24 protein-coding genes and 1 rRNA gene are annotated in these 24,805 nt (G+C 60.3%); 10 read left to right on the top strand and 15 right to left on the bottom strand.

The features are described 5' to 3' along the window. Nucleotides 1–99: ribosomal RNA gene (locus tag ACB037_RS11520) — 16S ribosomal RNA — on the bottom strand; the annotation flags it as partial. Nucleotides 100–263: 164 nt separating this feature from the next. Between ACB037_RS11520 and ACB037_RS11515 the strand changes: the two genes are divergently transcribed. The 3 genes from ACB037_RS11515 (at nt 264) to rluA (ending at nt 4,329) form a co-directional block, all read left to right on the top strand. Further along, the gene (locus ACB037_RS11515; protein ID WP_371175346.1) at nt 264–644 is read left to right on the top strand and encodes a hypothetical protein; all 381 of its coding nucleotides are present in this window, start codon (nt 264–266) and stop codon (nt 642–644) included. Between the two features lie 48 nt (nt 645–692). Beyond that, complete coding sequence (gene rapA / locus ACB037_RS11510; protein ID WP_323951055.1) at nt 693–3,560, top strand: RNA polymerase-associated protein RapA; 2,868 nt, start codon at nt 693–695, stop codon at nt 3,558–3,560. A 112-nt stretch (nt 3,561–3,672) separates the two neighbouring features. Further along, nucleotides 3,673–4,329 (top strand): bifunctional tRNA pseudouridine(32) synthase/23S rRNA pseudouridine(746) synthase RluA, encoded by a 657-nt coding sequence (rluA, locus tag ACB037_RS11505; RefSeq protein ID WP_371175345.1) that lies wholly within the window; start codon nt 3,673–3,675, stop codon nt 4,327–4,329. A gap of 64 nt (nt 4,330–4,393) precedes the next feature. On the opposite strand, the gene ACB037_RS11500 is transcribed toward rluA, so the two are convergent. The 5 genes from ACB037_RS11500 to ACB037_RS11480 form a co-directional block, all read right to left on the bottom strand. Continuing rightward, nucleotides 4,394–4,582: a hypothetical protein gene (locus tag ACB037_RS11500; protein ID WP_010673139.1), complete on the bottom strand. Its 189-nt coding sequence runs from the start codon at nt 4,580–4,582 to the stop codon at nt 4,394–4,396. A gap of 58 nt (nt 4,583–4,640) precedes the next feature. After that, nucleotides 4,641–6,572, bottom strand: a complete 1,932-nt coding sequence (locus ACB037_RS11495; protein WP_029313817.1) for a bifunctional diguanylate cyclase/phosphodiesterase — start codon at nt 6,570–6,572, stop codon at nt 4,641–4,643. A 25-nt stretch (nt 6,573–6,597) separates the two neighbouring features. Beyond that, nucleotides 6,598–7,095: a molybdopterin-binding oxidoreductase gene (locus tag ACB037_RS11490; RefSeq protein WP_029313815.1), complete on the bottom strand. Its 498-nt coding sequence runs from the start codon at nt 7,093–7,095 to the stop codon at nt 6,598–6,600. 94 nt (nt 7,096–7,189) lie between these two features. Further along, nucleotides 7,190–8,824 carry a chaperonin GroEL gene (groL, locus tag ACB037_RS11485; protein WP_010673136.1) on the bottom strand — a complete coding sequence of 545 codons (1,635 nt, stop codon included), beginning with the start codon at nt 8,822–8,824 and terminating at the stop codon, nt 7,190–7,192. Nucleotides 8,825–8,867: 43 nt separating this feature from the next. Continuing rightward, nucleotides 8,868–9,161, bottom strand: coding sequence for a co-chaperone GroES (locus tag ACB037_RS11480; protein WP_005309514.1), 294 nt, complete (start codon nt 9,159–9,161; stop codon nt 8,868–8,870). Nucleotides 9,162–9,403: 242 nt separating this feature from the next. Between ACB037_RS11480 and ACB037_RS11475 the strand changes: the two genes are divergently transcribed. Next, a complete protein-coding gene (locus ACB037_RS11475) occupies nt 9,404–10,738 on the top strand; it encodes an MATE family efflux transporter (protein ID WP_223919970.1) in 1,335 nt (444 codons plus the stop codon). Between the two features lie 22 nt (nt 10,739–10,760). Here the strand turns inward: ACB037_RS11475 and ACB037_RS11470 are convergent, their stop codons facing one another. After that, a complete protein-coding gene (locus ACB037_RS11470) occupies nt 10,761–11,240 on the bottom strand; it encodes an FxsA family protein (protein ID WP_039040009.1) in 480 nt (159 codons plus the stop codon). A gap of 449 nt (nt 11,241–11,689) precedes the next feature. Here ACB037_RS11470 and aspA point away from each other — a divergent pair, with 449 nt between their 5' ends. Then, nucleotides 11,690–13,132, top strand: a complete 1,443-nt coding sequence (gene aspA, locus ACB037_RS11465) for an aspartate ammonia-lyase (protein WP_010673133.1) — start codon at nt 11,690–11,692, stop codon at nt 13,130–13,132. Nucleotides 13,133–13,262: 130 nt separating this feature from the next. Continuing rightward, nucleotides 13,263–14,582 carry an anaerobic C4-dicarboxylate transporter gene (locus ACB037_RS11460; RefSeq protein WP_041210978.1) on the top strand — a complete coding sequence of 440 codons (1,320 nt, stop codon included), beginning with the start codon at nt 13,263–13,265 and terminating at the stop codon, nt 14,580–14,582. A gap of 118 nt (nt 14,583–14,700) precedes the next feature. Here ACB037_RS11460 and gshA read toward each other — a convergent pair whose 3' ends face one another. The 4 genes from gshA to ACB037_RS11440 are packed head-to-tail and all read right to left on the bottom strand — an operon-like array spanning nt 14,701 to nt 20,605. Next, nucleotides 14,701–16,299 carry a glutamate--cysteine ligase gene (gshA, locus tag ACB037_RS11455; protein WP_371175344.1) on the bottom strand — a complete coding sequence of 533 codons (1,599 nt, stop codon included), beginning with the start codon at nt 16,297–16,299 and terminating at the stop codon, nt 14,701–14,703. A gap of 58 nt (nt 16,300–16,357) precedes the next feature. Next, nucleotides 16,358–19,171: a M16 family metallopeptidase gene (locus tag ACB037_RS11450; protein ID WP_371175343.1), complete on the bottom strand. Its 2,814-nt coding sequence runs from the start codon at nt 19,169–19,171 to the stop codon at nt 16,358–16,360. Between the two features lie 25 nt (nt 19,172–19,196). Continuing rightward, entirely contained in the window at nt 19,197–19,634 is a 438-nt protein-coding gene (locus tag ACB037_RS11445; RefSeq protein ID WP_029313803.1) for a YqaA family protein, read from the bottom strand. Beyond that, entirely contained in the window at nt 19,631–20,605 is a 975-nt protein-coding gene (locus ACB037_RS11440; RefSeq protein ID WP_202044606.1) for an NADP-dependent oxidoreductase, read from the bottom strand. Before ACB037_RS11440 ends, ACB037_RS11445 begins: the two co-directional genes overlap by 4 nt. 56 nt (nt 20,606–20,661) lie before the next feature. Between ACB037_RS11440 and ACB037_RS11435 the strand changes: the two genes are divergently transcribed. Beyond that, nucleotides 20,662–20,829: a hypothetical protein gene (locus tag ACB037_RS11435; protein ID WP_005308905.1), complete on the top strand. Its 168-nt coding sequence runs from the start codon at nt 20,662–20,664 to the stop codon at nt 20,827–20,829. 29 nt (nt 20,830–20,858) lie between these two features. Next, nucleotides 20,859–21,260 (top strand): fosfomycin resistance glutathione transferase, encoded by a 402-nt coding sequence (fos, locus tag ACB037_RS11430; RefSeq protein WP_039040005.1) that lies wholly within the window; start codon nt 20,859–20,861, stop codon nt 21,258–21,260. Between the two features lie 7 nt (nt 21,261–21,267). On the opposite strand, the gene ACB037_RS11425 is transcribed toward fos, so the two are convergent. Then, nucleotides 21,268–22,263 (bottom strand): hypothetical protein, encoded by a 996-nt coding sequence (locus ACB037_RS11425; protein ID WP_045523277.1) that lies wholly within the window; start codon nt 22,261–22,263, stop codon nt 21,268–21,270. A gap of 246 nt (nt 22,264–22,509) precedes the next feature. Here ACB037_RS11425 and ACB037_RS11420 point away from each other — a divergent pair, with 246 nt between their 5' ends. Next, nucleotides 22,510–22,788 carry a hypothetical protein gene (locus ACB037_RS11420; RefSeq protein WP_174722078.1) on the top strand — a complete coding sequence of 93 codons (279 nt, stop codon included), beginning with the start codon at nt 22,510–22,512 and terminating at the stop codon, nt 22,786–22,788. 25 nt (nt 22,789–22,813) lie between these two features. Next, entirely contained in the window at nt 22,814–23,158 is a 345-nt protein-coding gene (locus ACB037_RS11415) for a hypothetical protein (RefSeq protein ID WP_010673122.1), read from the top strand. 54 nt (nt 23,159–23,212) lie between these two features. On the opposite strand, the gene ACB037_RS11410 is transcribed toward ACB037_RS11415, so the two are convergent. The 3 genes from ACB037_RS11410 to rpsR all read right to left on the bottom strand — a co-directional run bounded on the left by ACB037_RS11410 (nt 23,213) and on the right by rpsR (nt 24,787). After that, on the bottom strand, nt 23,213–23,956 hold the full coding sequence (locus ACB037_RS11410; RefSeq protein ID WP_041210971.1) for a ferredoxin--NADP reductase: 744 nt from the start codon (nt 23,954–23,956) through the stop codon (nt 23,213–23,215). A gap of 101 nt (nt 23,957–24,057) precedes the next feature. After that, nucleotides 24,058–24,504, bottom strand: a complete 447-nt coding sequence (rplI, locus tag ACB037_RS11405; protein ID WP_010673120.1) for a 50S ribosomal protein L9 — start codon at nt 24,502–24,504, stop codon at nt 24,058–24,060. Nucleotides 24,505–24,556: 52 nt separating this feature from the next. Further along, nucleotides 24,557–24,787 carry a 30S ribosomal protein S18 gene (rpsR, locus tag ACB037_RS11400; RefSeq protein WP_005313392.1) on the bottom strand — a complete coding sequence of 77 codons (231 nt, stop codon included), beginning with the start codon at nt 24,785–24,787 and terminating at the stop codon, nt 24,557–24,559. Nucleotides 24,788–24,805: the final 18 nt, after the last annotated feature.

Genomic DNA, 24,805 nt, shown 5'->3' with positions numbered 1-24,805 from the left:
CGGCAAAAGTAGCAAGCTACTTTCCCGCTGCCGCTCGACTTGCATGTGTTAGGCCTGCCGCCAGCGTTCAATCTGAGCCATGATCAAACTCTTCAATTTAAGTTTGGTTGCCACTCTTTGTTACCAAGGAGTTGGCGGCTCAATGAATTGCTGAATTAACTGCTGCAACTTTCGTTGCTTTGGTCACTTCATCAGACATTGATATCAAAAATTGTTTTTGATGCTCGATGCTGCGAGTGCCCACACAGATTGCTTGATTCAAATTGTTAAAGAGCGATGCAGCTTTTGGCTGCTGCGGGAGTGGCATTCTACTCAACCGCCTTCTCGAGTCAAGCCTTATTTTTACAGGCTTTTCGAGGCTACCGACCGGCTTGTTTGCGTTGCCGCTTGCCCTGTCGATGGAGGCGCATTATAGGGAGCGAATTCGTTCTGGCAAGGAGATAATTGCAAAAAGATGGCTTTCATCGTTCAACCGATTACAAAGCGACCGCAGTGATGAATTAATGCACGAAAAGGATCTGCAGATTGGTATTCCGGATGCTGTATTGAGGCTGGCAGGTTGGCAGGTTGGCAGATCAAGCTTGTATCGATTTGGCTTTCCCCTGCTGCACAACCATGATGATCGGCTTTCCGCCTTCGGGTAACATAGCGCCCCTTTGCGATTCTCACACTCTTGGGCTTTGGAGAGTTTAATGCCTTTTGCACTTGGCCAGCGTTGGATTAGTGATACAGAGACGGATCTGGGATTGGGGACTGTCGTTGCTGTTGAAGGACGCATGGTTACCCTGTTGTTTCCGGCTACCGGTGAAAACCGCATGTATGCCAAAGAAGAGGCACCGGTCACCCGGGTCAGCTTCAATGTGGGCGATCAGATAGCCAGCCACGAAGACTGGACCATGACAGTCGATGAAGTGCAGGAGAAAGATGGCCTGCTTATATATGTAGGTGTTCGCACCGACAATGGTGAGCCGATTGCCCTCAAGGAAGTGTTTCTCAACAACTTCATCAAGTTCAACAAGCCGCAGGATCGCCTGTTCGCCGGCCAGATTGACCGGATGTCCCGCTTTACCCTGCGCTACGAAGCGCTGGTCAACCAGCACCAGCGTCGCCGCAACCCGACTCGCGGCCTGGCTGGCGGGAAAGTCAGTCTGATCCCGCACCAGCTCTACATCGCCCATGAAGTGGGTCACCGCTACGCCCCGCGCGTATTGCTGGCAGACGAGGTGGGTCTGGGCAAGACCATAGAAGCGGGCATGATCATTCACCAGCAGTTGCTCTCCGGCCGCGCCCATCGGGTGCTGATCCTGCTGCCCGAAACGCTCCAGCACCAGTGGCTGGTCGAGATGCTGCGCCGTTTCAACCTGCACTTCTCCCTGTTTGACGAGGAGCGCTGCATCGAGGCGTTCGCCGATGCGGAGAACCCCTTCGAGACCGAACAGCTGGTGATCTGCAGCCTCGACTTCCTGCGCAAGAAGCGTCGTCGCTTCGAGCAGGTACTGGAAGCCGAGTGGGATCTGCTGGTTGTCGATGAAGCGCACCATCTGGAGTGGAGCGAAGAGGCGCCGAGCCGTGCCTATGAAATGGTGGAAGCGCTGGCCGAACAGGTGCCGGGCGTGCTGCTGCTGACCGCGACCCCGGATCAGCTGGGCCACCAGAGCCACTTTGCCCGTCTGCGCCTGCTCGACCCCGAGCGTTTCTACGACTACGAGGCCTTCCTCGCCGAGGAGCAGGCCTACGGTCAGGTCGCCAGCGCGGCGCAAGAGCTGCTGGATGGCGAGACCCTGAGCAATGAAGCCAAACAAATCCTCGCCAGCCAGCTGGAAGGGCTGGACTTGAGCGATGCGACTGCCCGTAAGCAAGCGGTCGCCAAGCTGCTGGACCAACACGGCACCGGCCGGGTGCTGTTCCGCAACAGCCGCGCCAATATTCAGGGCTTCCCGGAGCGTCATCTCAACGTCTACCCCATGCCGCTGCCGGAGCAGTACAAGACCGCCATCAAGGTGATGGGCATGATGGGTGGCAATGGCGGCGATCTGCAGACCCGCGCCTTGTGCTACCTCTATCCCGAGAAGATCTTCCAACAGTTCGAAGGCGACAACGCCAGCTGGACCCAGTTCGACCCGCGCGTCGAATGGTTGCTGGAGCTGCTGCTATCAGCCCGTCAGCAGAAGGTGCTGGTGATCTGCTCCGAAGCAGCCACCGCCATCGCGCTGGAGGAGGCGCTGCGCACCCGTGAAGGGATCCGTGGCGCCGTGTTCCACGAAGGGATGTCGATCCTCGAGCGGGACAAGGCCTCCGCCTATTTCGCTCAAGCTGAGGGGGGCGCTCAGGTGCTGCTCTGCTCCGAGATCGGCTCAGAAGGCCGCAACTTCCAGTTTGCCAGCCATCTGGTGCTGTTCGATCTGCCCCTCAATCCGGATCTGCTGGAACAGCGTATCGGCCGACTGGACCGTATCGGTCAGCAGAATACCGTCGAGATCCACGTCCCCTATCTGGAAGGTACTGCCCAGCGCGCCCTGCAGCTCTGGTATCACGATGGTCTGGATGCATTCGAGCAGACCTGCCCGACGGCCCGCCCGGTGTTCGAAGCGGTACGTGACGAGCTGTTCGAGCTGCTGGCCGCCAACACCGGCGAGCAGGGCCCCCTCGACGCCCTGCTGGTCAAGACCCGCGAACTGCATGAGCCGCTCAAGGCCCGACTGGAACAGGGTCGCGATCGCCTGCTGGAAATCCACTCCAGCGGTGGCACCGCCGCCCAGCAGCTGGTCGACAAGCTCGCCGCCGAAGATGACGACACCGGCATGATCTCCTTCGCTCTCAAGATGTTCGACGAGATCGGCGTCAACCAGGATGATCGTGGTGAAAATGCGCTGGTGCTGACTCCCGGGGATCACATGCTGGTGCCGAGCTTCCCGGGCCTGCCGCAAGACGGCATGACCATCACCTTCGATCGCAACACCGCCCTGTCGCGGGATGACATGGCGCTGCTCTCCTGGGATCACCCCATGATGCGCGGCGGTATCGACCTGATCCTGGGTTCCGAGATCGGTGCCACCTCGGTGGCTCTGCTCAAGAACAAGGCGCTGCCGGTGGGGTCCATCCTGCTGGAGCTTATCTTCGTTGCCGAGTCGGCGGCTCATCCCCAGCTCTACCGCTTCATGCCGCCGACACCGATCCGCCTGCTGATGGACAAGAACGGCCAGAATCTGGGCGAGAAAGTGGCGTTTGATGCCTTCAACCGCCAGCTGACACCGGTCAACCGCCACCTTGGCAGCAAGCTGGTTACCGCATCCCAGCCGGTGATCCACGGCCTGATTGGCAAGGGCGAGGTCATTGCCGAAGAGCTGAAGGCCGGGATTGTCGACAAGGCCCGTGCCCAGATGGCGCAGACCCTGCAACAGGATCTGGACAGGCTGGAGGCACTCAAGGCGGTCAACCCGAACGTGCGCGACAGCGAGCTGGAATATCTGCGCAATCTGCAGGCAGAATTGCACCACCTGATCGACCAGACCCAGCTCAAGCTGGATGCCATCCGCTTTATTGTGGTTACCCATAACTGATAAAACGGTGAAATGGTCAAACCCAACGCGAGTTGGCTGCCATGCACTTTTATCGTGGTAATCCATAACTAATGGGGGCTTGCCCCCGCTTTGACCAAAGATGCGAGACGCTATGTTTGTATACTCACCGCCCCTGGAACCCTGGCTCGATATCCTGTTCAAGGACAAGGACATCATGGTGGTCAACAAGCCCACTGGCCTGCTGAGCGTCCCCGGACGCGGCCCCGAGAATGAAGACAGCGTGCTCCATCGGGTCAAGCAGCAGCACCCCAAAGCGGCGGCTGCCCATCGCCTCGACATGGCGACTACCGGCGTGCTGGTGATCCCGCTCACCCCCAACTCCCACCGGGAGCTGAGCCGGCAATTCCGAGAGCGGGAGACCGAGAAGCACTACCTCGCCTGGGTGTGGGGTGAACCGGCGCTGGATGCGGGTGAAGTGGATCTGCCGCTCTGCGTCGACTGGCCCAACCGGCCGAAGCAGAAGGTGGATTTTGAGGAGGGGCGTCATGCCCTGACCCTGTGGCAAAAACTGAAGGTGGAGAACGGCAACAGCCTGATCAAGCTGACCCCGATTACCGGTCGCTCCCATCAGTTGCGGGTACACATGCTGGAGCTGGGTCACCCCATCCTCGGCGACAACCTCTACGCCAACCCGGATACGCTGACGGCTGCACCGCACCTTTATCTTCATGCTGCCAGCCTGACCATCAGCCACCCCCGCAGCGGCGAGCGGATGACCTTCGAGGCACCGGCCCCTTTCCCGGTCTGAGCCTGACAGGTAACAGCCCAATAAAAAGAAAGCCCCCATCGAGAGATGGGGGCTTTTTTATCGCTCAGACGCGGATATCGATCTTGCTTCCGAGGGAAGCGCTGGCCGATGTCGGCGCTGCCGGAGCGGATTGCGCTGCTGTTTCCAGCAGTTTCAGTGCGGATTCGCCTTCCTGGGTCTGCTGCTTTTTGGCCAGGCTGGCCACCATCAGTGCAGAACCGAACGACGCATTTGCAGAACTAGAAATATCCATTGTGTACCTCCTGCCAAGAGACTATCGGCCGGGACCGGTGAGACATGAGCCATATCGTTCAACGCAGATATGCCTTGTCCGGCGAGCGCCGGGCCAACCAGCGCTCTTCCATCTCCAGCAATGTCTGATAGGCCTTTTCAGCATGCTCCGGGCGACTGAACAGATATCCCTGCCCATACAGATGTATGTCGGTCAATGAGCGCAGCACATCGAGCTGCCCCTGGGTCTCGATCCCTTCACATACCAGTTTCTTGCCAAGCATGGAGCCCATACGGCAGATGTTGGCGACCAGTTCGGCCGCCTCGATGGAGGTGTCGATACCCTGAATGAAGGACCTGTCTATCTTCACCTTGCTCACCGGCAGCTTCTGCAGATAGCTGAGGGAGGAGTAGCCGGTGCCGAAGTCGTCAAGGGCCAGATGTACCCCCTGCTGGCTGAGATCCTGCATCAACTGCAGCGAGTTCTTGACCTCGCGCATGGTGGTGTCTTCCGTCACCTCCAGCACCAGGCTGGATGCAGGGATATGGTGCTCCATCAGCGCTCTGGCCACCAGCTTCAGCAGGTTGCGCTGGTACATGCCCGGGGAGATATTCACGCACATCTGCAAGTCCACCAAACCCAGGTGCTGCCACTGATGCAGTTGTTCACATGCGGTATTCAATACCCAGCCACCCAGTTTCTCGGCCAGCTGGAACTCTTCCGCCACCTGGATCACCTCGTTGGGGGGAATAAAGCCAAGCTCGGGATGGCGCCAGCGCAGCAGCGCCTCCACGGCTTCACAGCGGCCACTCTCCAGATTGACGATGGGCTGGTAATAGAGCTCGAGAGCATTGTGCTCCAGCGCCATCACCATGTCAGACGCAAGATGCTTGCGCCTGGCCGTCTCGTTGAGCAGGGAACTGTCATAGATGACATAGGGAACATGGGTCTTGCGGCTGTGAGAGAGGGCCTGCTCCGCCCGGCTGAGCAACTCCTGGGTCTGGTTGCTGTCGGTCGGGAAGAAGGCGATACCAATACCGACCTCAAGCCGGAAAGGGTAGTTGTCGATGATGATGTCTTGCTTGATGGAGTGGAGCACTCTGGCCACGAGCTCCCTGACCTGACGAAGATCGCTCCCCTCCCGTTGCAGCATGGCAAGCTGATCTCCCCCCAAACGCGCCACCCACTCCCCGTTTTCGCACAGGGCGCGCAGCCGCTTTGCCACCTCCTGCAGCAGGAGGTCCCCTGTGTTGTAGCCAAACTTGCTGTTGATATCACGAAAGTCGTTGATGTCGACCAGCACCAGTCCGAAGGAGGTGTCACGGGTGACATAGGCATCCATCTTTTCCAGCAGCGCCAGCCGGTTGGCGAGCCCGGTGAGGGGATCGATCCTAGCGGTCCTGAAATGGCGCCTGGCTTCTCGCACCAGCAGGCCGCTGAGCAGAATGACGGACACCACCAGCCCCGACACCATGAACAACAGGGCATTGCGCAACTGGCCAAAACGCGCGTCGTTGCCCGTATAGACGTTGATGTTGTTCTGCATGACAGAAGCAAGAGAGTAAGAGAGGGGTTCCTGCAAGGGCGCCAGTGTCATCATGACTTGCTGGTAATCCGGCGTCCCCGGTTTGAGCCTGACCAAATCAGGCTCCAGCTTGCGGATACTGCTTTCGGTCAGTTTCACCAGCCGCAGCGTCTTCGGATTGTCCGCGAGGCTTTTTCTCAATTGGCCGCTCAGGAGGATGGGGGTACGACTCCAGAGAATGTCATAGCGGAGCAGCAGGGCTTCCTGGTCTATGCCACCATAGTGGTAAATCTCGACGGCATTGAGAAAGCGGCCCAGCTCGAGCTGCAACTGCATCAATGCCCAAGAGACGTCATAGGTGTACTTCTCCATCACCCGGGTCGCATTTTGTATCTGCACCAGGCAATAGAGGGTGCTACCCGTGAACAACAGAATGGATAGATAAAGAACGCCGAGTAAGGGCCAGGCCCTGGTCTTCGCTTTCACCCAGTACTCCCGTAAACCACCGTTTTTACTGCTGAATGTCGATCGCACTCAGTTGCCAGATCATCATGTCGGTGAACTCGGAACGCCTGAGTTCGGGATGCTGATCCAGTGGCAGGATAAACCAGAGCGGCCCCTTGTCACGTACCCGCATGGTCATCCCGTCATCCTGCCAGGCCAGGATAGGATCGTATTGCTTGACCTTATCCCAGTTGATCCGGATCTGGAAACTGTTCAGGGCGGTGAGCGTGATGCTCTTGCCGTTGGCCTTCACCTCAGTCAGCACGTCCGCCAGTTTCGGCCCCACATATTTGTGCGGTTTGTCCACCCAGGGATTGCTCGTCACCACCTCATGCTGCGGCAGCGCCTGGATCATGGCCATATCGAACAGCACCTCTCCATCTGCCGGGTCGGCAGGGTCCAGATTCCCCGTCACCTTGAGAATGACCGGCCCCTGCGGTGTCGCCTGCGCCATGCCCGGCAAGGCCAGGGAAAGGAGTAACGGGAGAAGCCCTAAGTATCGCATGTTCACCTCAGATCATTTCACTATCAACAACTTCAGCTTAGTAGCACTAAAAAAAACGGCCCGCAAAAGCGAGCCGTTTGATGACTTGACGGGATTACATCATACCCATACCGCCCATGCCACCCATATCAGGCATGGCAGGTGCATCTTTCTTCGGCAGCTCGGAGATCATGCACTCTGTGGTGATCATCAGGCCAGCGACGGACGAGGCGAACTGCAGGGCAGAACGGGTTACCTTGGTCGGATCCAGGATACCCATGGCCAGCATGTCGCCGTACTGTTCGGTGTAGGCGTTGTAACCGTAGTTGCCTTCACCGTTCTTCACGGCATTGGCGATGACGGAGGCTTCTTCGCCGGCGTTGATGACGATTTGACGCAGCGGGGCTTCCATGGCGCGCAGGGCAACCTTGATACCGACGTTCTGGTCTTCGTTGTCACCACGCAGGGAGGCCAGCTTGGCAGCAACGCGCACCAGCGCTACACCACCACCGGCAACCACGCCTTCTTCCACGGCTGCGCGAGTGGCGTGCAGGGCATCGTCAACACGGGCTTTCTTCTCTTTCATTTCAACTTCAGTGGCAGCACCCACCTTGATCACGGCAACACCGCCGGCCAGCTTGGCCACGCGCTCTTGCAGCTTCTCACGGTCGTAATCGGAAGAGGTCTCTTCGATCTGCTGACGGATCTGGGCCACGCGGCTTTCGATCAGGGCAGCATCACCCACGCCATCGATGATGGTGGTGTTCTCTTTGGTGATGACGATGCGCTTGGCACGGCCCAGATCTTCCAGGGTCGCTTTTTCCAGCTCCATGCCCACTTCTTCGGAGATCACGGTACCACCGGTCAGGATGGCGATATCCTGCAGCATGGCCTTGCGGCGATCACCGAAGCCCGGCGCCTTGACGGCGGCCACTTTCACGATGCCACGCATGGTGTTGACCACCAGGGTCGCCAGCGCTTCGCCTTCCACGTCTTCGGCCACGATGATCAGCGGTTTGCCCGCCTTGGCCACACCTTCCAGCACCGGCAGCATTTCGCGGATGTTGGAGACTTTCTTGTCCACCAGCAGGATGAAGGGGTCATCCAGCTCGACGGAGCCGGTTTCCGGCTTGTTCACGAAGTAAGGGGAGAGGTAGCCGCGGTCGAACTGCATGCCTTCTACCACAGCCAGTTCGTCGTCCAGGCCCTGACCGTCTTCCACGGTGATGACGCCGTCACGGCCGACCTTGTCCATGGCTTCGGCAATCAGCTTGCCGACCTTCTCGTCGGAGTTGGCGGAGATGGTGCCTACCTGGGCGATGGCATTGTTGTCGGCACAGGGAGTGGACAGAGCTTGCAGCTCGGCAACGGCAGCCACAACGGCCTTGTCGATACCACGCTTCAGATCCATGGGGTTCATGCCGGCGGCAACGGCCTTCAGGCCTTCGTTGACGATGGCTTGAGCCAGTACGGTGGCAGTGGTGGTACCGTCACCGGCGGCGTCATTGGCCTTGGAAGCGACTTCCTTGACCATCTGGGCACCCATGTTCTGGAACTTGTCTTCCAGTTCGATTTCACGGGCAACGGAGACGCCATCCTTGGTGATGGTCGGGGCGCCGAAGGACTTGTCCAGCACCACGTTGCGGCCTTTCGGGCCCAGGGTCACCTTGACGGCATCGGCCAGGATGTTGACGCCTTCCAGCATTTTGATGCGAGCTTCGTTGCCAAACTTAACTTCTTTAGCTGCCATGTTCTTCAATCCTTAAATCAATTCGGGAAAAGAGGGAGGGTGATTACTCTTCGACAATCGCCAGGATGTCGGTCTCGGACAGGATCAGTACGTCCTGGCCATCCAGCTTTTCGGTCTTCACGCCGTAGCCTTCGTTGAAGATCACCTTGTCACCCACCTTGACGGCCAGTGCTTTGACATCCCCATTGTCCAGAATTCGACCAGTCCCCACGGCAAGAACTTCACCACGGGTGGACTTCTGGGCCGCAGTGCCAGTCAAGACGATGCCGCCAGCGGATTTGGCTTCAGCTTCGATGCGCTTGATGATGACGCGGTCGTGCAGTGGACGAATTTTCATCGATAACTCTCCCAAAATGAGTCTCTGTGTTGCTTGAGGAATGGCCGCAATCGGCCAAATTTGTCATGCCCCTGATCTGGGGCAACAGGGCTAGCCCTTCAAGGGCAAATACAAAAAAAATATTTTCACGTACTATGAACACCTTCGATGGATCACCCATCCCCAATCAGGAAGGCGGATGGAGACGGCCAGCATTCAGGCCCAAAGCACCTAGAGACTCTGCCTTGAGCCGACCCAATCCCATGCTGACCGCTCCCATGACGCCCATGCTGCTGCGCATGACGGGCCCCATGATCCTGGGCATCATCGCCATCCTGGCCTTCAACCTGGTCGATACCTTCTTCATCGGCATGCTGGGTACCCAGGCGCTGGCCGCCATCAGCTTCACCTTCCCGGTCACCTTCGTGGTCACCTCCCTGACCATGGGGCTGGGCGCGGGCCTGTGCGCCCTGCTCGGTCATGCCCTGGGGCAGGGTCGCCACGACGAGGCAGCCCGCATCACCACAGACTGCCTGTTCCTCGCCGTCATCCTGGTGAGTCTGCTCGCCGGGCTGGGGGCAATGACCATTACCCCTCTGTTCACCCTGCTGGGGGCCAGCCCCGAGCTCATCTCCCTCATCCACGATTACATGCTCATCTGGTATCTGACCGTCCCCATGCTGGTCGTGCCCATGGTCGGCAATGCGGCCATCCGGACCACGGGGGATACCAAGACCCCCAGTCTGGTGATGGGGGTCGCCGGTCTGGTCAACGGCGTGCTGGATCCTCTGCTCATCTTCGGGCCGGGCCCCTTCCCCGAGTGGGGCATTCGGGGAGCCGCCATCGCCACTTCCCTCTCCTGGTTGATGGCCATGCTGGTCAGCCTCCATCTGCTGCGCAAGCGGGAGACGCTGCTGACCTGGCGCCTCTCTCCCCGCCCTCAGCTGTTGGCCCATTGGCGCGCCCTGCTCCATGTGGCTGTGCCCGCATCGTTTACCAACATGCTCAACCCACTGGCCAACGCCGTGTTGATGATCATTTTCGCCGGGCTCGGAACCGAGGTGGTCGCCGCCTACGGCGCGGCATCCCGGGTCGAGGCCTTGCTGCTCATCGTGATGATGGCGCTCTCTTCCGTGCTGGCCCCCTTCATCTCGCAGAACTGCGGCGCCGGGAATCCGGCCCGAGCCAAGGCCGCCCTGCTGCTCTGCATGCGCTTCGCCCTGCTGTTCCAGCTTGGGGTCTACGTGCTGACCTGGCTTCTCGCCCCCTTCATCGCCGATCTGTTCAGCGATCATCCGCAAGTGGTGCGACTCATCGTGCTCTATCTGCATCTGGTCCCCATTGGCTACGGTTTTCAGGGCATGGTGATGCTGCTGGCCTCGGCCCTCAACGGCGTCAGGGCATCGGCGGTGTCACTGCTGATAAACGGCATCAGACTGTTTGTCTTCTTGCTGCCAGGGGCCTGGCTGGGGGCAAAACTGGGGGGAGAACAGGGGATCTATCTGGGGATGCTGCTGGCGAACCTGGCCGCCGGATTGCTGGCATGGGGGTATGCCCGCCACAGATTCGAGCGGCTGTGCCATCAGGGGAGATCCTGACGGCACAGCCCGAGGCTCGCGATTACTCTTTGCGTTCGAACTCCCCTTCGATGGTGTTGCCACCCCCTCGCGGGGATTGTCCGGGCCTGTCATCGCCGGGACCCGGCTCGAACGGCTGCTGGCGAGCTTGGAAGCCCCCCATCTGCATCCTGAACTGATTGCTGCCAATCAGCTTGTCGGCCAGCATGTTGCGCAGCCAGGGCTGCAGCAGCAGGATGCCGACAATATCGCTCACAAATCCCGGGATAATCAGCAACAAGCCCGCCAGCGCCAGCATCATGCCACCCATCACCTCGCGGCCGGGCATCTCCCCCAGCTGCATCTTCTGCTGGGCAGTGAGCAGAGTCTTGATCCCCTCGCTGCGCACCAGCGACGATCCCAGCACGGCGGTCAGCACCAGCAAGCCAACGGTCGGCAAGGCCCCGATCACGGAGCCCACCTTGATCATGACGGTGAGCTCCAGCAATACCAGCCCGACCAACAACAGTAACAACTTGCCCATACTAACCTCGGAGCGATGAATGAATGGACCCGGGGTGTCCGGCCGGCAGCCGCACATCGCTGATGCTGACGCGCCGGGTTCAGGTCTTCTGACATTAAAATGGGGCTGGTTGATCATTTTTCAAGCCTCTCCTGCCGCAGGCCCCGGAATACTGATAAATATTTGTCCGCCCAACTGGGATTGAGGTGGTTGTTCTGTCAAAGTTAATCGCCCGATTGCAATATCTGTTTAATGACCACAAGAAATTTGAGGTTGCCTCAAATTTAGTGATCCAGGTCTAATACCGGATACCTCAATTGGGGTAACATCAACACCAGTCATTGCACAGGGAGCAACTGGCTCCCAACTGCCCCACCCGATGTGTGGTGCTTCAGGATGAAATGTGCGTAGGGAAATCGCGACCACTCGGTGAGGATCGTTTCCATTTATTTGATTTCTGAGGCATAACAATGAGCGACATCAAGAACGTCCGCATTGAAGAAGACCTGCTGGGCACCAAAGAAGTTTCCAACGACCTCTACTACGGCGTGCACACCCTGCGCGCTGTTGAAAACTTCAAGATCAGCACTCAGAAGATTTCTGACGTTCCCGAGTTTGTTCGTGGCATGGTCCTGACCAAGAAGGCGGCTGCACTGGCCAACGGTGAGCTGGGCACCATCCGTCCCGAGATCGCAGACAAGATTGTCGAAGCCTGCGACCTGATGCTGAACACCGGCAAGTGCTTCGATCAGTTCCCGGTCGATGTCTATCAGGGCGGCGCCGGTACCTCCGTCAACATGAACACCAACGAAGTGCTGGCCAACATCGCCCTCGAGCTGATGGGACTTGAAAAGGGTCGCTACGACGTCATCAACCCCAACGATCACGTCAACAAGTGCCAGTCCACCAACGATGCCTACCCCACCGGTTTCCGCGTGGCCGTGGTCAACAGCACCGACACCACCCTGCACGCTCTGGAAGCCCTCATCGCCGCCTTCGATGTCAAAGCCAAGGAATTCAAACATATCCTGAAAATGGGCCGTACCCAGTTGCAGGACGCCGTGCCCATGACCCTGGGTCAGGAGTTCCACGCCTTCGCCGTCACCCTGCGTGAAGAGATCAAATCCATCAAGCGTTGCCAGGAGCTGCTGCTGGAAGTGAACCTGGGCGCCACCGCCATCGGTACCGGTCTGAACACTCCGCCCGAGTACTCCGGTCTTGCCATCAAGCGTCTGGCCGAGATCACCGGTCGTGCCTACGTGCCGGCAGAGGACCTCATCGAAGCGACCTCCGACTGCGGCGCCTATGTGATGCTGCACGGTGCGGTCAAGCGCCTGGCCATGAAGCTCTCCAAGATCTGTAATGACCTGCGTCTGCTCTCCTCCGGCCCGCGCACCGCGCTCAAAGAGATCAACCTGCCGGAAATGCAGGCTGGCTCCTCCATCATGCCGGCCAAGGTCAACCCGGTCATTCCGGAAGTGGTCAACCAGTCCTGCTTCAAGGTATTCGGCAACGACGTCACCATCACCTTCGCCGCCGAGGCCGGTCAGCTGCAGCTGAACGTCATGGAGCCGGTGATTGGTCAGGCCATGTTCGAATCCCTGAGCCTGATGGAAAAAGCCTGCATCTCCCTGCGCGAGAAGTGCGTGGAAGGCATCACCGCCAACCCGGACATCTGCATGAACCACGTGCTGAACTCCATCGGCATCGTGACCTACCTGAACCCCTTCATCGGTCACCATGAAGGCGATATCGTCGGCAAGATCTGTGCCCAGACCGGCAAGAACGTCCGCGAAGTCGTGCTGGAACGCGGCCTGCTGACCGCCGAACAGCTGGACGAGATCCTCTCCATCGAGAACCTGATGAACCCGCAATACAAAGCCAAGCGTTACACCCGCGAAGCCACCGTATAAGCGAGCAGATGGGCCGGGGTTATCCCGGCCCATTTAAAGTCAATTCCCGAGCGGTCTCTCCACAGCCCCATCGGGAATTGGCTTTTCAGCCTAATAAAACCTAAAAAAACTGGAAAATGGAGTGTTCGCTATGATTGGAATCGAGTTACTTGTCGTGCTCGCCGCTATCTATCTGGGGGCCCGGATAGGCAGTATAGGTATCGGCTTTGCCGGTGGTCTTGGGGTACTGGTACTGACCTGGGGGCTGGGCATGCCCATCCCGAGCGATCAGCTGGTGACCTATCTCCCGTGGGACGTGATCATGATCATCGCGTCCGTCATCTGCGCCATTGCCTGTATGCAGCTGGCTGGCGGGATGGATTATCTGGTGCACCTGGCCGAAAAAGCCCTGCGCAAGAATCCCAAGCACATCACCTTCGCCGCGCCGGTCGTCACCTACCTGATGACCATGCTGGCCGGTACCGGTCACACCGCCTTCTCCACCCTGCCGGTGATCGCCGAAGTGGCCAAGGAGCAGGGCATTCGCCCCTCCCGTCCGCTCTCCATCGCGGTCGTTGCCTCCCAGATTGCCATCACCGCCTCCCCCATCTCGGCGGCCGTGGTCGCCTTCTCCGGCATGCTGGAGCCGCTTGGCGTCGACTACCTGACCCTGCTGGCCATCTGCATCCCGTCCAGCTTCATCGCCTGTCTGCTGGGGGCCTTCATCGCCAACCTGCTGGGCAAGCCGCTGGATCAGGACGAAGTCTATCTGGAGCGCAAAGCCAAGGGACTCATCAAGCTGCGCGGTACCAGCCAGGTTGAGATCAAGCCTTATGCCAAGCTCTCCGTCGGCATCTTCGTCGCCTCCATCGTGGCCGTGATGGCCTATGCCACCGCCATCTCCGGCAACGTCGGCCTCATCAGCAGCCCGCCGATCCCCCGCGATGGCGCCATCATGGGCATCATGCTCTCCGCCGCTACCCTGATGGTCCTGTTCTGCAAACTGGACGCGGCCCAGATCACCAACATGCCGACCTTCAAGTCCGGTATGTCCGCCTGTATCTGCGTGCTGGGCGTGGCCTGGCTGGGCAACGTCTTCGTGAAGGGCAACATGGTCGAGATCCAGGCGTTCGCCGGCGATCTGCTGAGCCAATACAGCTGGCTGCTGGCCGTGGTGCTGTTCTTCTCCTCCATGCTGCTCTACTCGCAAGGTGCCACCACCAAGGCCCTGATGCCTGCCGCCCTGGCACTGGGTGTCAGCCCGCTGGCGGCCATCGCCTCCTTCGCCGCCGTGAGCGCCCTGTTCGTACTGCCGACCTACCCGACCCTGCTGGCCGCGGTCGAGATGGACGACACCGGCTCCACCCGCATCGGCAAGGCCGTGTTCAACCACCCCTTCTTCATCCCGGGTGTGGCCACCATCGCCATGGCAGTGGCGCTCGGCTTCTTCTTCGGTGGTCTCATCCTCTGACCGGTGAACCACCCCATGTAAAACGGCCCGAACGGGCCGTTTTTTTATGCCAGGCCACCGCCGGGCTCCCATGAAAAAGCCGCTCCCGGGAGCGGCTTTCGTCATCTTGGCGGCATCCTCAGGCCGTGGTCTGGCGGGTACCGAAATAGTCAGCCAGGAAGTCGTCGAACGACAGGCTGTCACTGCGTTCCCGCTCCCGCTGCTTGGCCAGGGAGTCCCGTGCCTCGCCAGCAAAGTAGGCCTCGTCCCAGTACTGCAGCTCGCCGGCCAGCATCTCTTCCCGGTAGCGGCTCGCCAGCGCATCGCCGAAGCAGCCGTTGTCCTGGCCGCTTGAAAGCAACTGCTTGAGCAGGCGGGCGGAGTAGGTCTGCTCGGGGTCGAGCAGCTTCTCACGGTGCATCGCCAGCGTCTCCCGGTAGCGATTGCGACCACAGCAGCGATCCAGCAGCCCGGCCACCTGCTCCAACTCGTCGAACAGCTTGAGACCGAACTCCTTGAGGCCGATGGGGTTGCCCTGCTCATCTTCAAGCGTCAGGCCGGGGCGACGCCCCTCCAGCACCACCTTGTTCTGGTTGCGGCGGTTGCGGGCAACCTCGTCATCCGAGAGCTCGGGGGACGGGCGCAACAGGCACCAGACCAGGAAGAGATCGAAGAAGCGGATCTGATCCACCTCGATACCGAACGGGGTGAAAGGATTGACGTCCACCGTGCGCAGCTCGATGTATTCGATGCCGCGCTGCTCCAGCGCATCCGAGGGCTTCTCGCCGCTGCGGGGGGTGCGCTTGGGGCGGATCGGCGCGTAGAGCTCGTTCTCCAGCTGCAGCACGTTGTCGTTGAGCTGGCGGTACTCGCCGTTCACCTTGACCCCTATCTTGGCGAAGTCGGGATCATGGGTGTTGATGGCCCGGCGCAGGCTGCTCACATAGGCGGGCAGGCTGTCATGACTGATCTTGAGCCCCGCCTGGGCGCTGTTGGTGTAACCGAGATCGGACAGGCGCAGAGCCGTGGCATAGGGCAGGTAAAGGGTGCCCTTGCCGGTCTTCTGGAACGGCAGGCTGCTCTTGCGCCCCTTGAGGAAGGAGTCGCAGATGGCCGGAGACGCGCCGAACAGATAGGGCACCAGCCAGCCGAAGCGGTAGACGTTGCGAATAAGCCCCATGTACTTGTCGGAGATGAAGCGCTGGCTGCAGCAGCCCTCTCCCACCAGATCCTGCCACTCGCACCAGAAGCTGTCCGGCATGGAGAAGTTGAAGTGCACCCCGGCGATCACCTGCATCAGGCTGCCGTAGCGGTTCTTCAGACCCTGGCGATAGAGGGTCTTCATCCGCCCGATGTTGGAACTGCCGTACTGGGCCAGGCGGATGCTCTCCTCGTCACCGACGAAGCAGGGCATGGAGAGGGGCCAGATCCGCTCCTCTCCCAGATGATGAATGGTGTGGCGGTGAATGTCGCCGAGCTGCTCGATCAGGCTCTCGATGGAGTCGGTGGCCGGCGTGATGAACTCCAGCAGGCTCTCGGAGTAATCGGTAGTGATGTTGGCATGGGTCAGGGCCGACCCCAGGCTTCTGGGGTGATCGGTCTGGGCCAGGGTCCCTTCGGGGGTGATGCGCAGACATTCGCGCTCGATCCCGCGCCGGATCCCCTTGAGGGCGGTCACCCGTTCCGGGGTGCCCAGCGCAGCCAGCAACTCGGTGAGAGACAAGCTAGTAGTGGTCATATTCACGGCTCATGTGTGGCCGCCCCACCCGGGGCGGCACTTATTGTTGCGACGCCCCTCAGGGCAGTTGCAGTGGATAGATGGGAAGATGAAGCTCGCTCAGGGTTTTTTCAAGCTTTTGCTTGTCTCCCACCACCACAATCACCATCTCGGCCGGATCCAGCCAGCGGGCTGCACTGGCCTTCAGCGTCTCGGGTGACACCGTTTTGATCAGGTTGTTCTGGGCCTGCACATAGTCCGGCTTCAGGTCGTACATGATCATCTGCAGCAGGAAGCCAGCCTTCTGCCCCAGGGTCTCGTAGGAGAGCGCATCCTGCTGGGAGACGGCGCTGCGCATGTAGGCCAGCTCCACCGGGGTAGGCCCGCTCTTGCGGTAGCCGTCCATCTCCTTGAGGAACTGGCGGATGGCATCCACGGTCGCATCGGTGCGCACGTTGGCGCCGGTCGCGAAGACACCCGCCTCGCGGTTGGCCTGGAAACCCGAGCTGGCACCATAGGTGTAGCCCTTGTCTTCCCGCAGGTTGAGGTTGATGCGGCTGTTGAAGTTGCCACCCAGGTTGAAGTTCATCAGGTTGGCGATGAAATAGTCTCCCGTGGTGTCAAACGCCATGGCGCGGCGGCCGATGCGGATCACCGACTGGGGGGCCCCCGGCTTGTCCACCAGATAGATGCCTGGCTTGGCCTGCTCTCCCCCGGGCTTGAGATCCCCGAGGGTCGGGGCGGCCCCCTGCCACTGGGTCAGGAAGGCGAGACCGGATTCCACCTGCTGGGCGGTCACATCGCCTGTCACCACCACCTTGGCATTGGTCGGATTGTAATAGGCCTCATAGAAGCGCTTCACATCCGCCAGGGTCAGCTTCTCCACGTCCGCCAGCACCCCGTCAGAGGGTTGGCCGAGGCGGTTCTGCTTGCCATAGACCAGTTCGCGGAACGCCTGACCCGCCAGCCACTCGGGTTGCTGCTCGCTCTGTTTCATGCCTTGCAGCATCTGGGTCTTGAGCCGCTCGAAGTCCGCTTCCCGCAGGCCGGGTTGCAGCAGCACTTCCCGTACCAGCGCCAGGGTTTCGGGCAGCTTGTCCGCCAGACTGCTGATGGTGATGAGGTTGTTGTACTGGGCGCTGGATACGCTGATGCTGGCGCCGAGTTTTTGCAGCTCGTCGCTCAGCTCGGCCTCGGAGAGGCGCGTCGTCCCCTGCTCCAGCATGGCGGCGGTAAGACTCGCCAGCCCCAGCTCTCCCTTGCCTTCGGCCCGGATGCCACCCGGCAGGGCGATCATGATGGACACGGCCGGGATCTCGTCGCTGTGGGTGCCGATGATCTCGATCCCCTTGCCGAGCTTGCCACGCCAGATGGCGGGCACCTTGACACTCACCGCATCGGCCGCCTTGGGCTGCACGCTGCGATCGAAGTCATCTTTCACCGGCCGCTCGGCCAGCACCTTGTCATGCTTGCTGTAATCCGGCAGCTCCCGCTTGGCGGGAGTGAAGTTCGGGGTCGCGGCCTGCCAGTCGCTCTTGCCCTTGGGCACCACGCTCAGCACCACGGCAGGCTTGTTCTGGATGAACTTGTCGTAGGCAGCCTTGACGTCAGACCCCTTGACCCGGGCGATGGCATCCAGATTCTTGAACACATAGTCGGGATCCCGGGCCAGCACCTGCCCCATGGCAAGCTGGCTGACCTTGCCCTCGATGCTGTCGAGTCCCCAGATGGCGGACGCGCGATAGCTGCTGATGGCCTTCTCCAGATCCGCGGGCTTGATGCCGCGCTGGGCGAACTCGCCGATCACCTTGTCCACCTCGCCCTTGAGGGTCTTGAGGCTGCCATCCGCCGCCGGATTGGGGTAGGCATAGACCGTCAGGGTACAGGCAAGCTCTTCGCAGGAGTGGGAGGCACCCGCCTCGATGGCCTTGCCGGTTTTCACCAGGGACTGGTAGAGCATGGAGCTGGCAGAACCCCCCAGCACATCGGCAAAGATGTCCAGCGCCGGCTCCTGCGGGTCACCCAGGGAGACGGTCGGGTAGCTGATATACAGGAGCGGCAGATGCACCTTGTCTTCCAGCGTCACGTAACGGGTTGCCGGCAGGGTGGCAGGCTGGGGCGTCGGTTCTGCCACATCCGGACCGCGCGGGATGGAACCGAAGTACTGCTCAATCCAGGCCAGCGCCTGCTTGGTATCAAAGTCGCCGCCCAGGGTCAGGGTCGCGTTGTTGGGACCGTACCAGCGCAGGAAGAACTGCTTGAGGTCGTTGACGTCGACCCGGTCGAGATCCTCCACATAACCGATGGGTTGCCAGGAATAGGGGTGGGTGCGCGGATAGAGTGCCTCCCCCACCCGCTCGCCCACCAGGCCATAAGGCTGGTTGTCGATACGCTGGGCCCGTTCGTTCTTGACGGTGGCGCGCTGGATCTCGAACTTCTTCTGGCTCACCGCATCGAGCAGGAAGCCCATGCGATCCGCCTCCAGCCAGAGCACCTTCTCCAGCTGGTTGGCCGGCACGGTTTCGTAGTAGTTGGTACGGTCCTTGTTGGTGGTGCCGTTCATGTCACCGCCCGCCTCGTTGATGATCCGCATGTGTTCCTGATCACCAACGTGCTTGGAGCCCTGGAACATCATGTGCTCGAAGAAGTGGGCAAAGCCCGACTTGCCCACGGTTTCCCGGGAGGAGCCGACGTGATAGGTGACGTCCAGATGCACCAGGGGATCGGAGTGGTCGGGGGCCAGGATCACGGTCAAACCGTTGTCCAGCTTGTACATCTGGTAGGGAATGCCGAGCTTGCCCTCCTGCTTGACCTGCTCGGACACCAGGGTCGGGGCCGCCAGCACGGGAAGGGAGAAGCCCAGCAGCATGCTTAATGGAATGAGTTTGTTCACGGGTACCTCGTGAGTGACAAAAGGGCTAGAAGATCTGACTGGCCAGTAGAAACACCAGGGCATAACGAAGCAATTTGCCGAGCCCGATCAAGATGAGTGAGCGCCAGAAGGAGAGGCGCAGCCAACCAGCCAGCAGACAGAGACCATCGCCGACCACAGGCGTCCAGGCAAGCAGCAGACACCAGTGGCCATGACGTTTGAGCCAACCAAGGGCTTTTTGTTCCCCACGGCCTTGAAAATCTTCCGGTTTTTTCTTGTGGGTGGCGAGCCAGCCGAGCCACCAGGTGGTCATGGAACCCAGGGTATTGCCCAGCGTCGCCCAGAAAAGCAGGCTGGTCATGCTCCACTCCCCCTTGACCGCCATGGCGCCCAGCAGCACTTCCGAGCTGCCGGGCAACAGGGTGGCGGAGGTGAAGGCGCTCAGAAACAACCCTCCCAGCCCCATCCCGGTGAAGTCTATCATCCGGGCTGGCCGTCTGCGGCGGACATGCGCAGCAACAGCTTGCCGCGCACATGGCCCTGCTCGATGGCCTGATGGGCCAGCGCCCCTTCTGCCAGCGTGTATTCACCAGAGACAGTGATCTTCACCTCCCCCTGGCGAAGCAGCGTCAGCATCTGGGTCAGCTGCGTTCGATCGGGATGGACCAGCATGCCGACAACCTCGACGCCAAGCTCGGCCCCCGCGTCCTTGATCTGCTGGGCCGTGATGGTGGGGACCGTCACCAGACGGCCGCCCGGCTTGACGCAGGCCAGCGCCGCCTTGCCGCTCTCGCCCCCCACCAGATCCAGCACCAGATCGAACGGACCATCGGTGATCGCTTCGGTGCACCACCCGGCCTGGTGGTAATCCACCATCCGGCTCGCCCCGAGACTATGAAGGAAGCTGTGATTGTCGCCGCTTGCCGTGGCAACCACGTGGGCACCATAGGCGGCGGCAAACTGCACCGCCAGGTGGCCGACGCCACCGGCACCGGCCAGGATCAGTACCCGTTGCCCCGACTGCAGGCCACCGTGCTCCAGCAGCCCCTGCCAGGCGGTGAGACCCGCCAGCGGTAGGGCCGCTCCCTGCCTGAGGCTCACCCCATCGAGCTTGACCAGCTCCTCCTCGCGGGCCACCACGGATTCGGCATATGCACCGGCGGCGAGGGGGAAACCCACCATGCCGCACACCTGATCCCCCTCGGCCAGGGAGGTCACGCCGGGCCCCACCTTTTCCACCACGCCGGAGACGTCATAACCCGGCGTCCAGGGCAGGTTGTCCTTGTTCTGGGCGGCCGCCCAGCCGAGACCGGCCCGGGTCTTGGCATCGATGGGGTTGACCCCCGAAAAGCAGATGCGCACCCGGACCTCTCCCTCCGCGGGCACCTTGTCCAGGGAAGGGTTGAGCCTGAGTACCGAGGGGTCGCCGAATGCGGTAATCTGTAGCTGCGTCATTGCACAATCCATCCTGTTGATTGATCAAGGGTCAACAGAATAACAGCGAGGACACCATGGCTCGAATGTTTCTTATTCCTCTGTTGCTGGCCCTGGGGTGGTGGGCGTTTCTGCTCTACTTCCGCATTCCGCTCAAACAGGGGGCCAAGGGCTTTTACTGGATCATCGGCATCGGCGGCGGGCTTGCCGCCTTCCTCAGCCTGATGATGGTGCTCACTCACTAGGGTTCGGGGACAAGGGGGAAGAAGAGAAGATGCTGCATGGACTGAACCATCTCACGCTGGCAACCGGCGATCTCGACAGCAGCGTTGCCTTTTATGTCGACTTGCTGGGATGTCGCCCCAGGGTGAGATGGGCACGGGGAGCCTATCTCACCCTCGGCGATCTCTGGCTCTGTCTCTCCTGCGATCCTCCCCAACCGGCCAGAGATTACAGCCATGTCGCGTTTGGCATCTCGCCTGAACAGTTTCCAGCCTTCTGCGCCCGTCTGCGCGCGGCGGGCGTCGTGGAGTGGAAGAAGAACAGCAGCGAAGGGGATTCACTCTATCTGCTGGATCCCGACGGGCACCGACTGGAAATCCATGCAGGCAACCTGGATAGCCGCCTCGCCTCTCTCAGACAGCAACCCTATGAGGGTCTTATCTGGTTCGACTGAGCCGGATTCACCCCTGCTCGGCACGAAGATGGTAGTGACGATTGCTGCCCTGCCCCAGCACGCCCTGCGCCAGCAGATGCTGGAACACCCGGTCCACCTCCTCCAGAGACAGTGACAATGCCTCTGCCACCTTGCGTTTGCTGCATTTGAGCTCGCCGCTCTCCAGCGCGTCGCGCACCTGGGCGACCACGGCTGGCTCGGGCATGGGTCTGCTGATGGCTGGCGGCTCCGGGGTCGGCACTGCGACCCGGGCCTCGGCTTGCGCCTTCTCCCGTTGCCACATCCATTGACGGCGGAAGCGGTTCTCCTCACCGATCAGGCTGACGAAAAAGGCACCAAACGCATCGAGCAGGATAGACAGGAAGCAGACCAGCAGGAACTGCACCTGGCCGATGCTCATGCCCACCCCGTCCGCCAGACTGCTCATCAGCCCCAGCATGGAGGACTGCTCCCCCAGCGGCTTGGCGTCCCGCTCCTGGCGCAGCTCGTCCTGACGCAGCCTGAGCTTGGTGTTGGCCTGCTGCAGACCGCTGACGCCGCTCGAGATACGCGCCATCTCGATGTATTTGCGTGCCGCCTCTTCGTTGAGCTGGATCTGCCGCTCTATGCTGGCTATCTGCTCGTCGAAACGGGCTATCTCCCGCTCGTGACGCGCCTGCTGGCTCAGGATGGTGTTGGTGGCGCTGTTGATGCCGCCGATACTGCCCCCGATGGAGATGGCGGCCAGCACGCTGTAGAACAGCAGCGACCAGAAGGCGCCGCCCAGATCCCGCCTCGCCTTGCACTCGCCGTACTCGTACCAGACGTAGAACTTGCCCAGCTCGAAGATGATGGCCAGCCCGCCGAACAGCCACTTCATCAGGGGGTTTTCGTCGATGGAGAGAAACAGCAGCAGGGAGAAGACAATGGAAGCCAGAATGGCCAGCCCGGTAAAACTGTAGACTGTCGTGAGGGCGAACCATCCCTTGGGGTAACGCAATGCGGCGCAAGCCTGTGTAGTCATGATGAAGCGGGAAACATCTGCAGGAAAAGTTGGCTGCCGATTATAGTCACCACTCCCCCGGAGAGAAGGGCAAATCCCCGAATTCCCGCCGATGGACGATCAGCTGCCCAGAGTGCGACCAAAACGTGCAAATCGGCAGCAGAAAAACACTACAATCGACCCCGCACCTGAAGGACATCTGCGGTTATGCTCGGGTTAAGCCCGCCGCATTACACTCATTTCCACCGAACACGACTCGAGGACATCATGAACAGAACGACGGCTTTGTTGCTCTCTCTTTTTCTGATCACCGGTAGCGCCCTGGCACAGGACGAAGGGAGCCAGACCTTCTCCGTGGATGCGCTGACCTTCAATCTGGACTGGAATGACACGCAGTTTGACTGGTCCCAGAGCAACTGCTTCGATCTCGGGAGCGGTGACACGGCCGCCGCCGACTGCAAGAGGATCAACCTCAGTCTGGAGGACGAGACGCAGCGCAACCAGCCCCCCAGCACCAACCAGATCAGCACGCAACCGGATCAATGATCCCCCTGACAGGAGCCTTGATGCGATGACCCACATGACCATGACTTCCCGCGGCGCACTGCTGCTCTCCCTGCTTCTGGTTCAGGGAATGGCCTTTGCTGCCCCCCCTTCCAAACACGATGACGACATCCGGATCTCCACCGACCAGGGCCGGGTAAGCCTGGATTGGGACGACAAGGAGTACGAGTGGTGGCAGCACAACTGCCTGGATGTCAGCACCCGGACCAGCCGCATCCAGCTCAACTGCGACAACATGGATGGAAAATACCGCGACCATTACAACCGCAGCATTCACAGTGGCAACAACCCGGGTCAGGGCCATGACAAGCCCAGGAACAAGCACGGCGGCAACGGCCACCAAAAACACTGACCAGCATGCCCATGGACATGGTTGAGGGGCCTGTGGCCCCTGGAGTCATGTCCCCTACCAGTAGTTTTCCATGCTGATATTGCCGGGGGCGCGACGCAGGTTCTTGGCAAGCCCCAGCCCGAGCAGGGTCTGCTGAGTCTCTTTCACCATGGCGGGGTTGCCGCAGATCATCACCTGGCTCAACTCGGGGGAGAAGTTCAGCCCCACCCTTGCCTGCAAGCTGCCATCGACGATGGCTGCCGGGATACGCCCTGCCATCGCCCCCGGCCAGGTCTCACGACTGACGAAGGGAACATAGCGAAAACGCTCGCCATGCTGCTCGGCAAAACTGGCGATAAGCGGCTGATAGCTGAGCTCTTCCCCTTTTCTCACCCCGTGTACCAGCACCAGATGCTCGAAGCGGTCGAAGACCTGTCCCTCGGCCAGCATGGCGAGGAAGGGGCCGATGGCGGTGCCGGTTGAGAGCAGCCACAGGTCCCGTCCCGGGGGAATCTCATCCAGGGTCAGAAAACCGGTGGCCTGGGACTGCACCAGCAGGCCGTCGCCCACCTGCAGGGAACCGAGAGAGGGGCTCAGTTCACCGCCGGGGATCTCCACCAGATAGAATTCGTGATAGGGCGTGCCGGGAGGATTGACGAAGGAGTAGGCACGCTGGACTCGACGCTCGCCCTGCTCCAGGGCCAGCTTGGTGAATTGACCCGCCTTGTAGGGGGCAAGTTCCGCCTCCACACGCAGGGAGAGCAGGGTGGGTGTCCACTCGATGCGCTCGATGACCCGACCTTCAACCCAGGCAGCCATAAAGGTTCTCCTCCAGAGGAACAGACCTTCACTTTACCCCTTGATCTGAAAATAAAAAACCCGCGCATATGCGCGGGTTTTTCTGCAAGAGCGGAACGCTATTACAGAGCAACAACCTGGATTTGTACGGTTGCTTTGACGTCAGCGTGCAGCTGAACAACAACTTCGTACTCACCGGTGTTACGCAGAACGTTGCCCATGCGGACTTCGCTCTTGGCAACGGCTACGCCGGCAGCAGTGATGGCTTCAGCCACGTCACGGGTACCGATGGAACCGAACAGCTTGCCTTCGTCGCCAGACTTGGAGGCGATGACAACGGCAGCCAGCTCACCCAGCTTGGCAGCGCGCTCTTCGGCAGCAGCCTTGTTGGCAGCCAGTTTGGCTTCCAGCTCAGCGCGACGAGCACCGAAGGCTTCGATGTTGGCCTTGGTGGCCATAACAGCTTTGCCTTGCGGGATCAGGTAGTTACGGGCATAACCAGCTTTTACGGAAACTTGGTCACCCAGACCGCCCAGTTTGGCGATCTTATCGAGCAGGATAACTTGCATTACCTTTCCTCTATAAATTTCGTTGAGTTAGGCGTAAGCGCCGGGCCGATTCTTACTTGTTGTGCAGATCGGTGTACGGCAGCAGAGCCAGGTAACGAGCACGCTTGATGGCGCGTGCCAGCTGACGCTGATACTTGGCGCGGGTACCGGTGATACGGCTCGGTACGATCTTGCCAGATTCAGTGACGTAGTTTTTCAGAGTAACGATATCTTTGTAGTCGATCTCGGTAACGTTCTCGGCGGTGAAGCGGCAGAACTTACGACGACGGAAATAACGTGCCATGGCCTTTATCCTCTAATG

Source organism: Aeromonas sp. S19(2024), assembly GCF_041402625.1.
GTDB lineage: Bacteria > Pseudomonadota > Gammaproteobacteria > Enterobacterales > Aeromonadaceae > Aeromonas > Aeromonas caviae.
The sequence above is the reverse complement of the archived record's forward strand: the minus strand, read 5'-3'. Positions and strand labels throughout refer to the sequence as shown.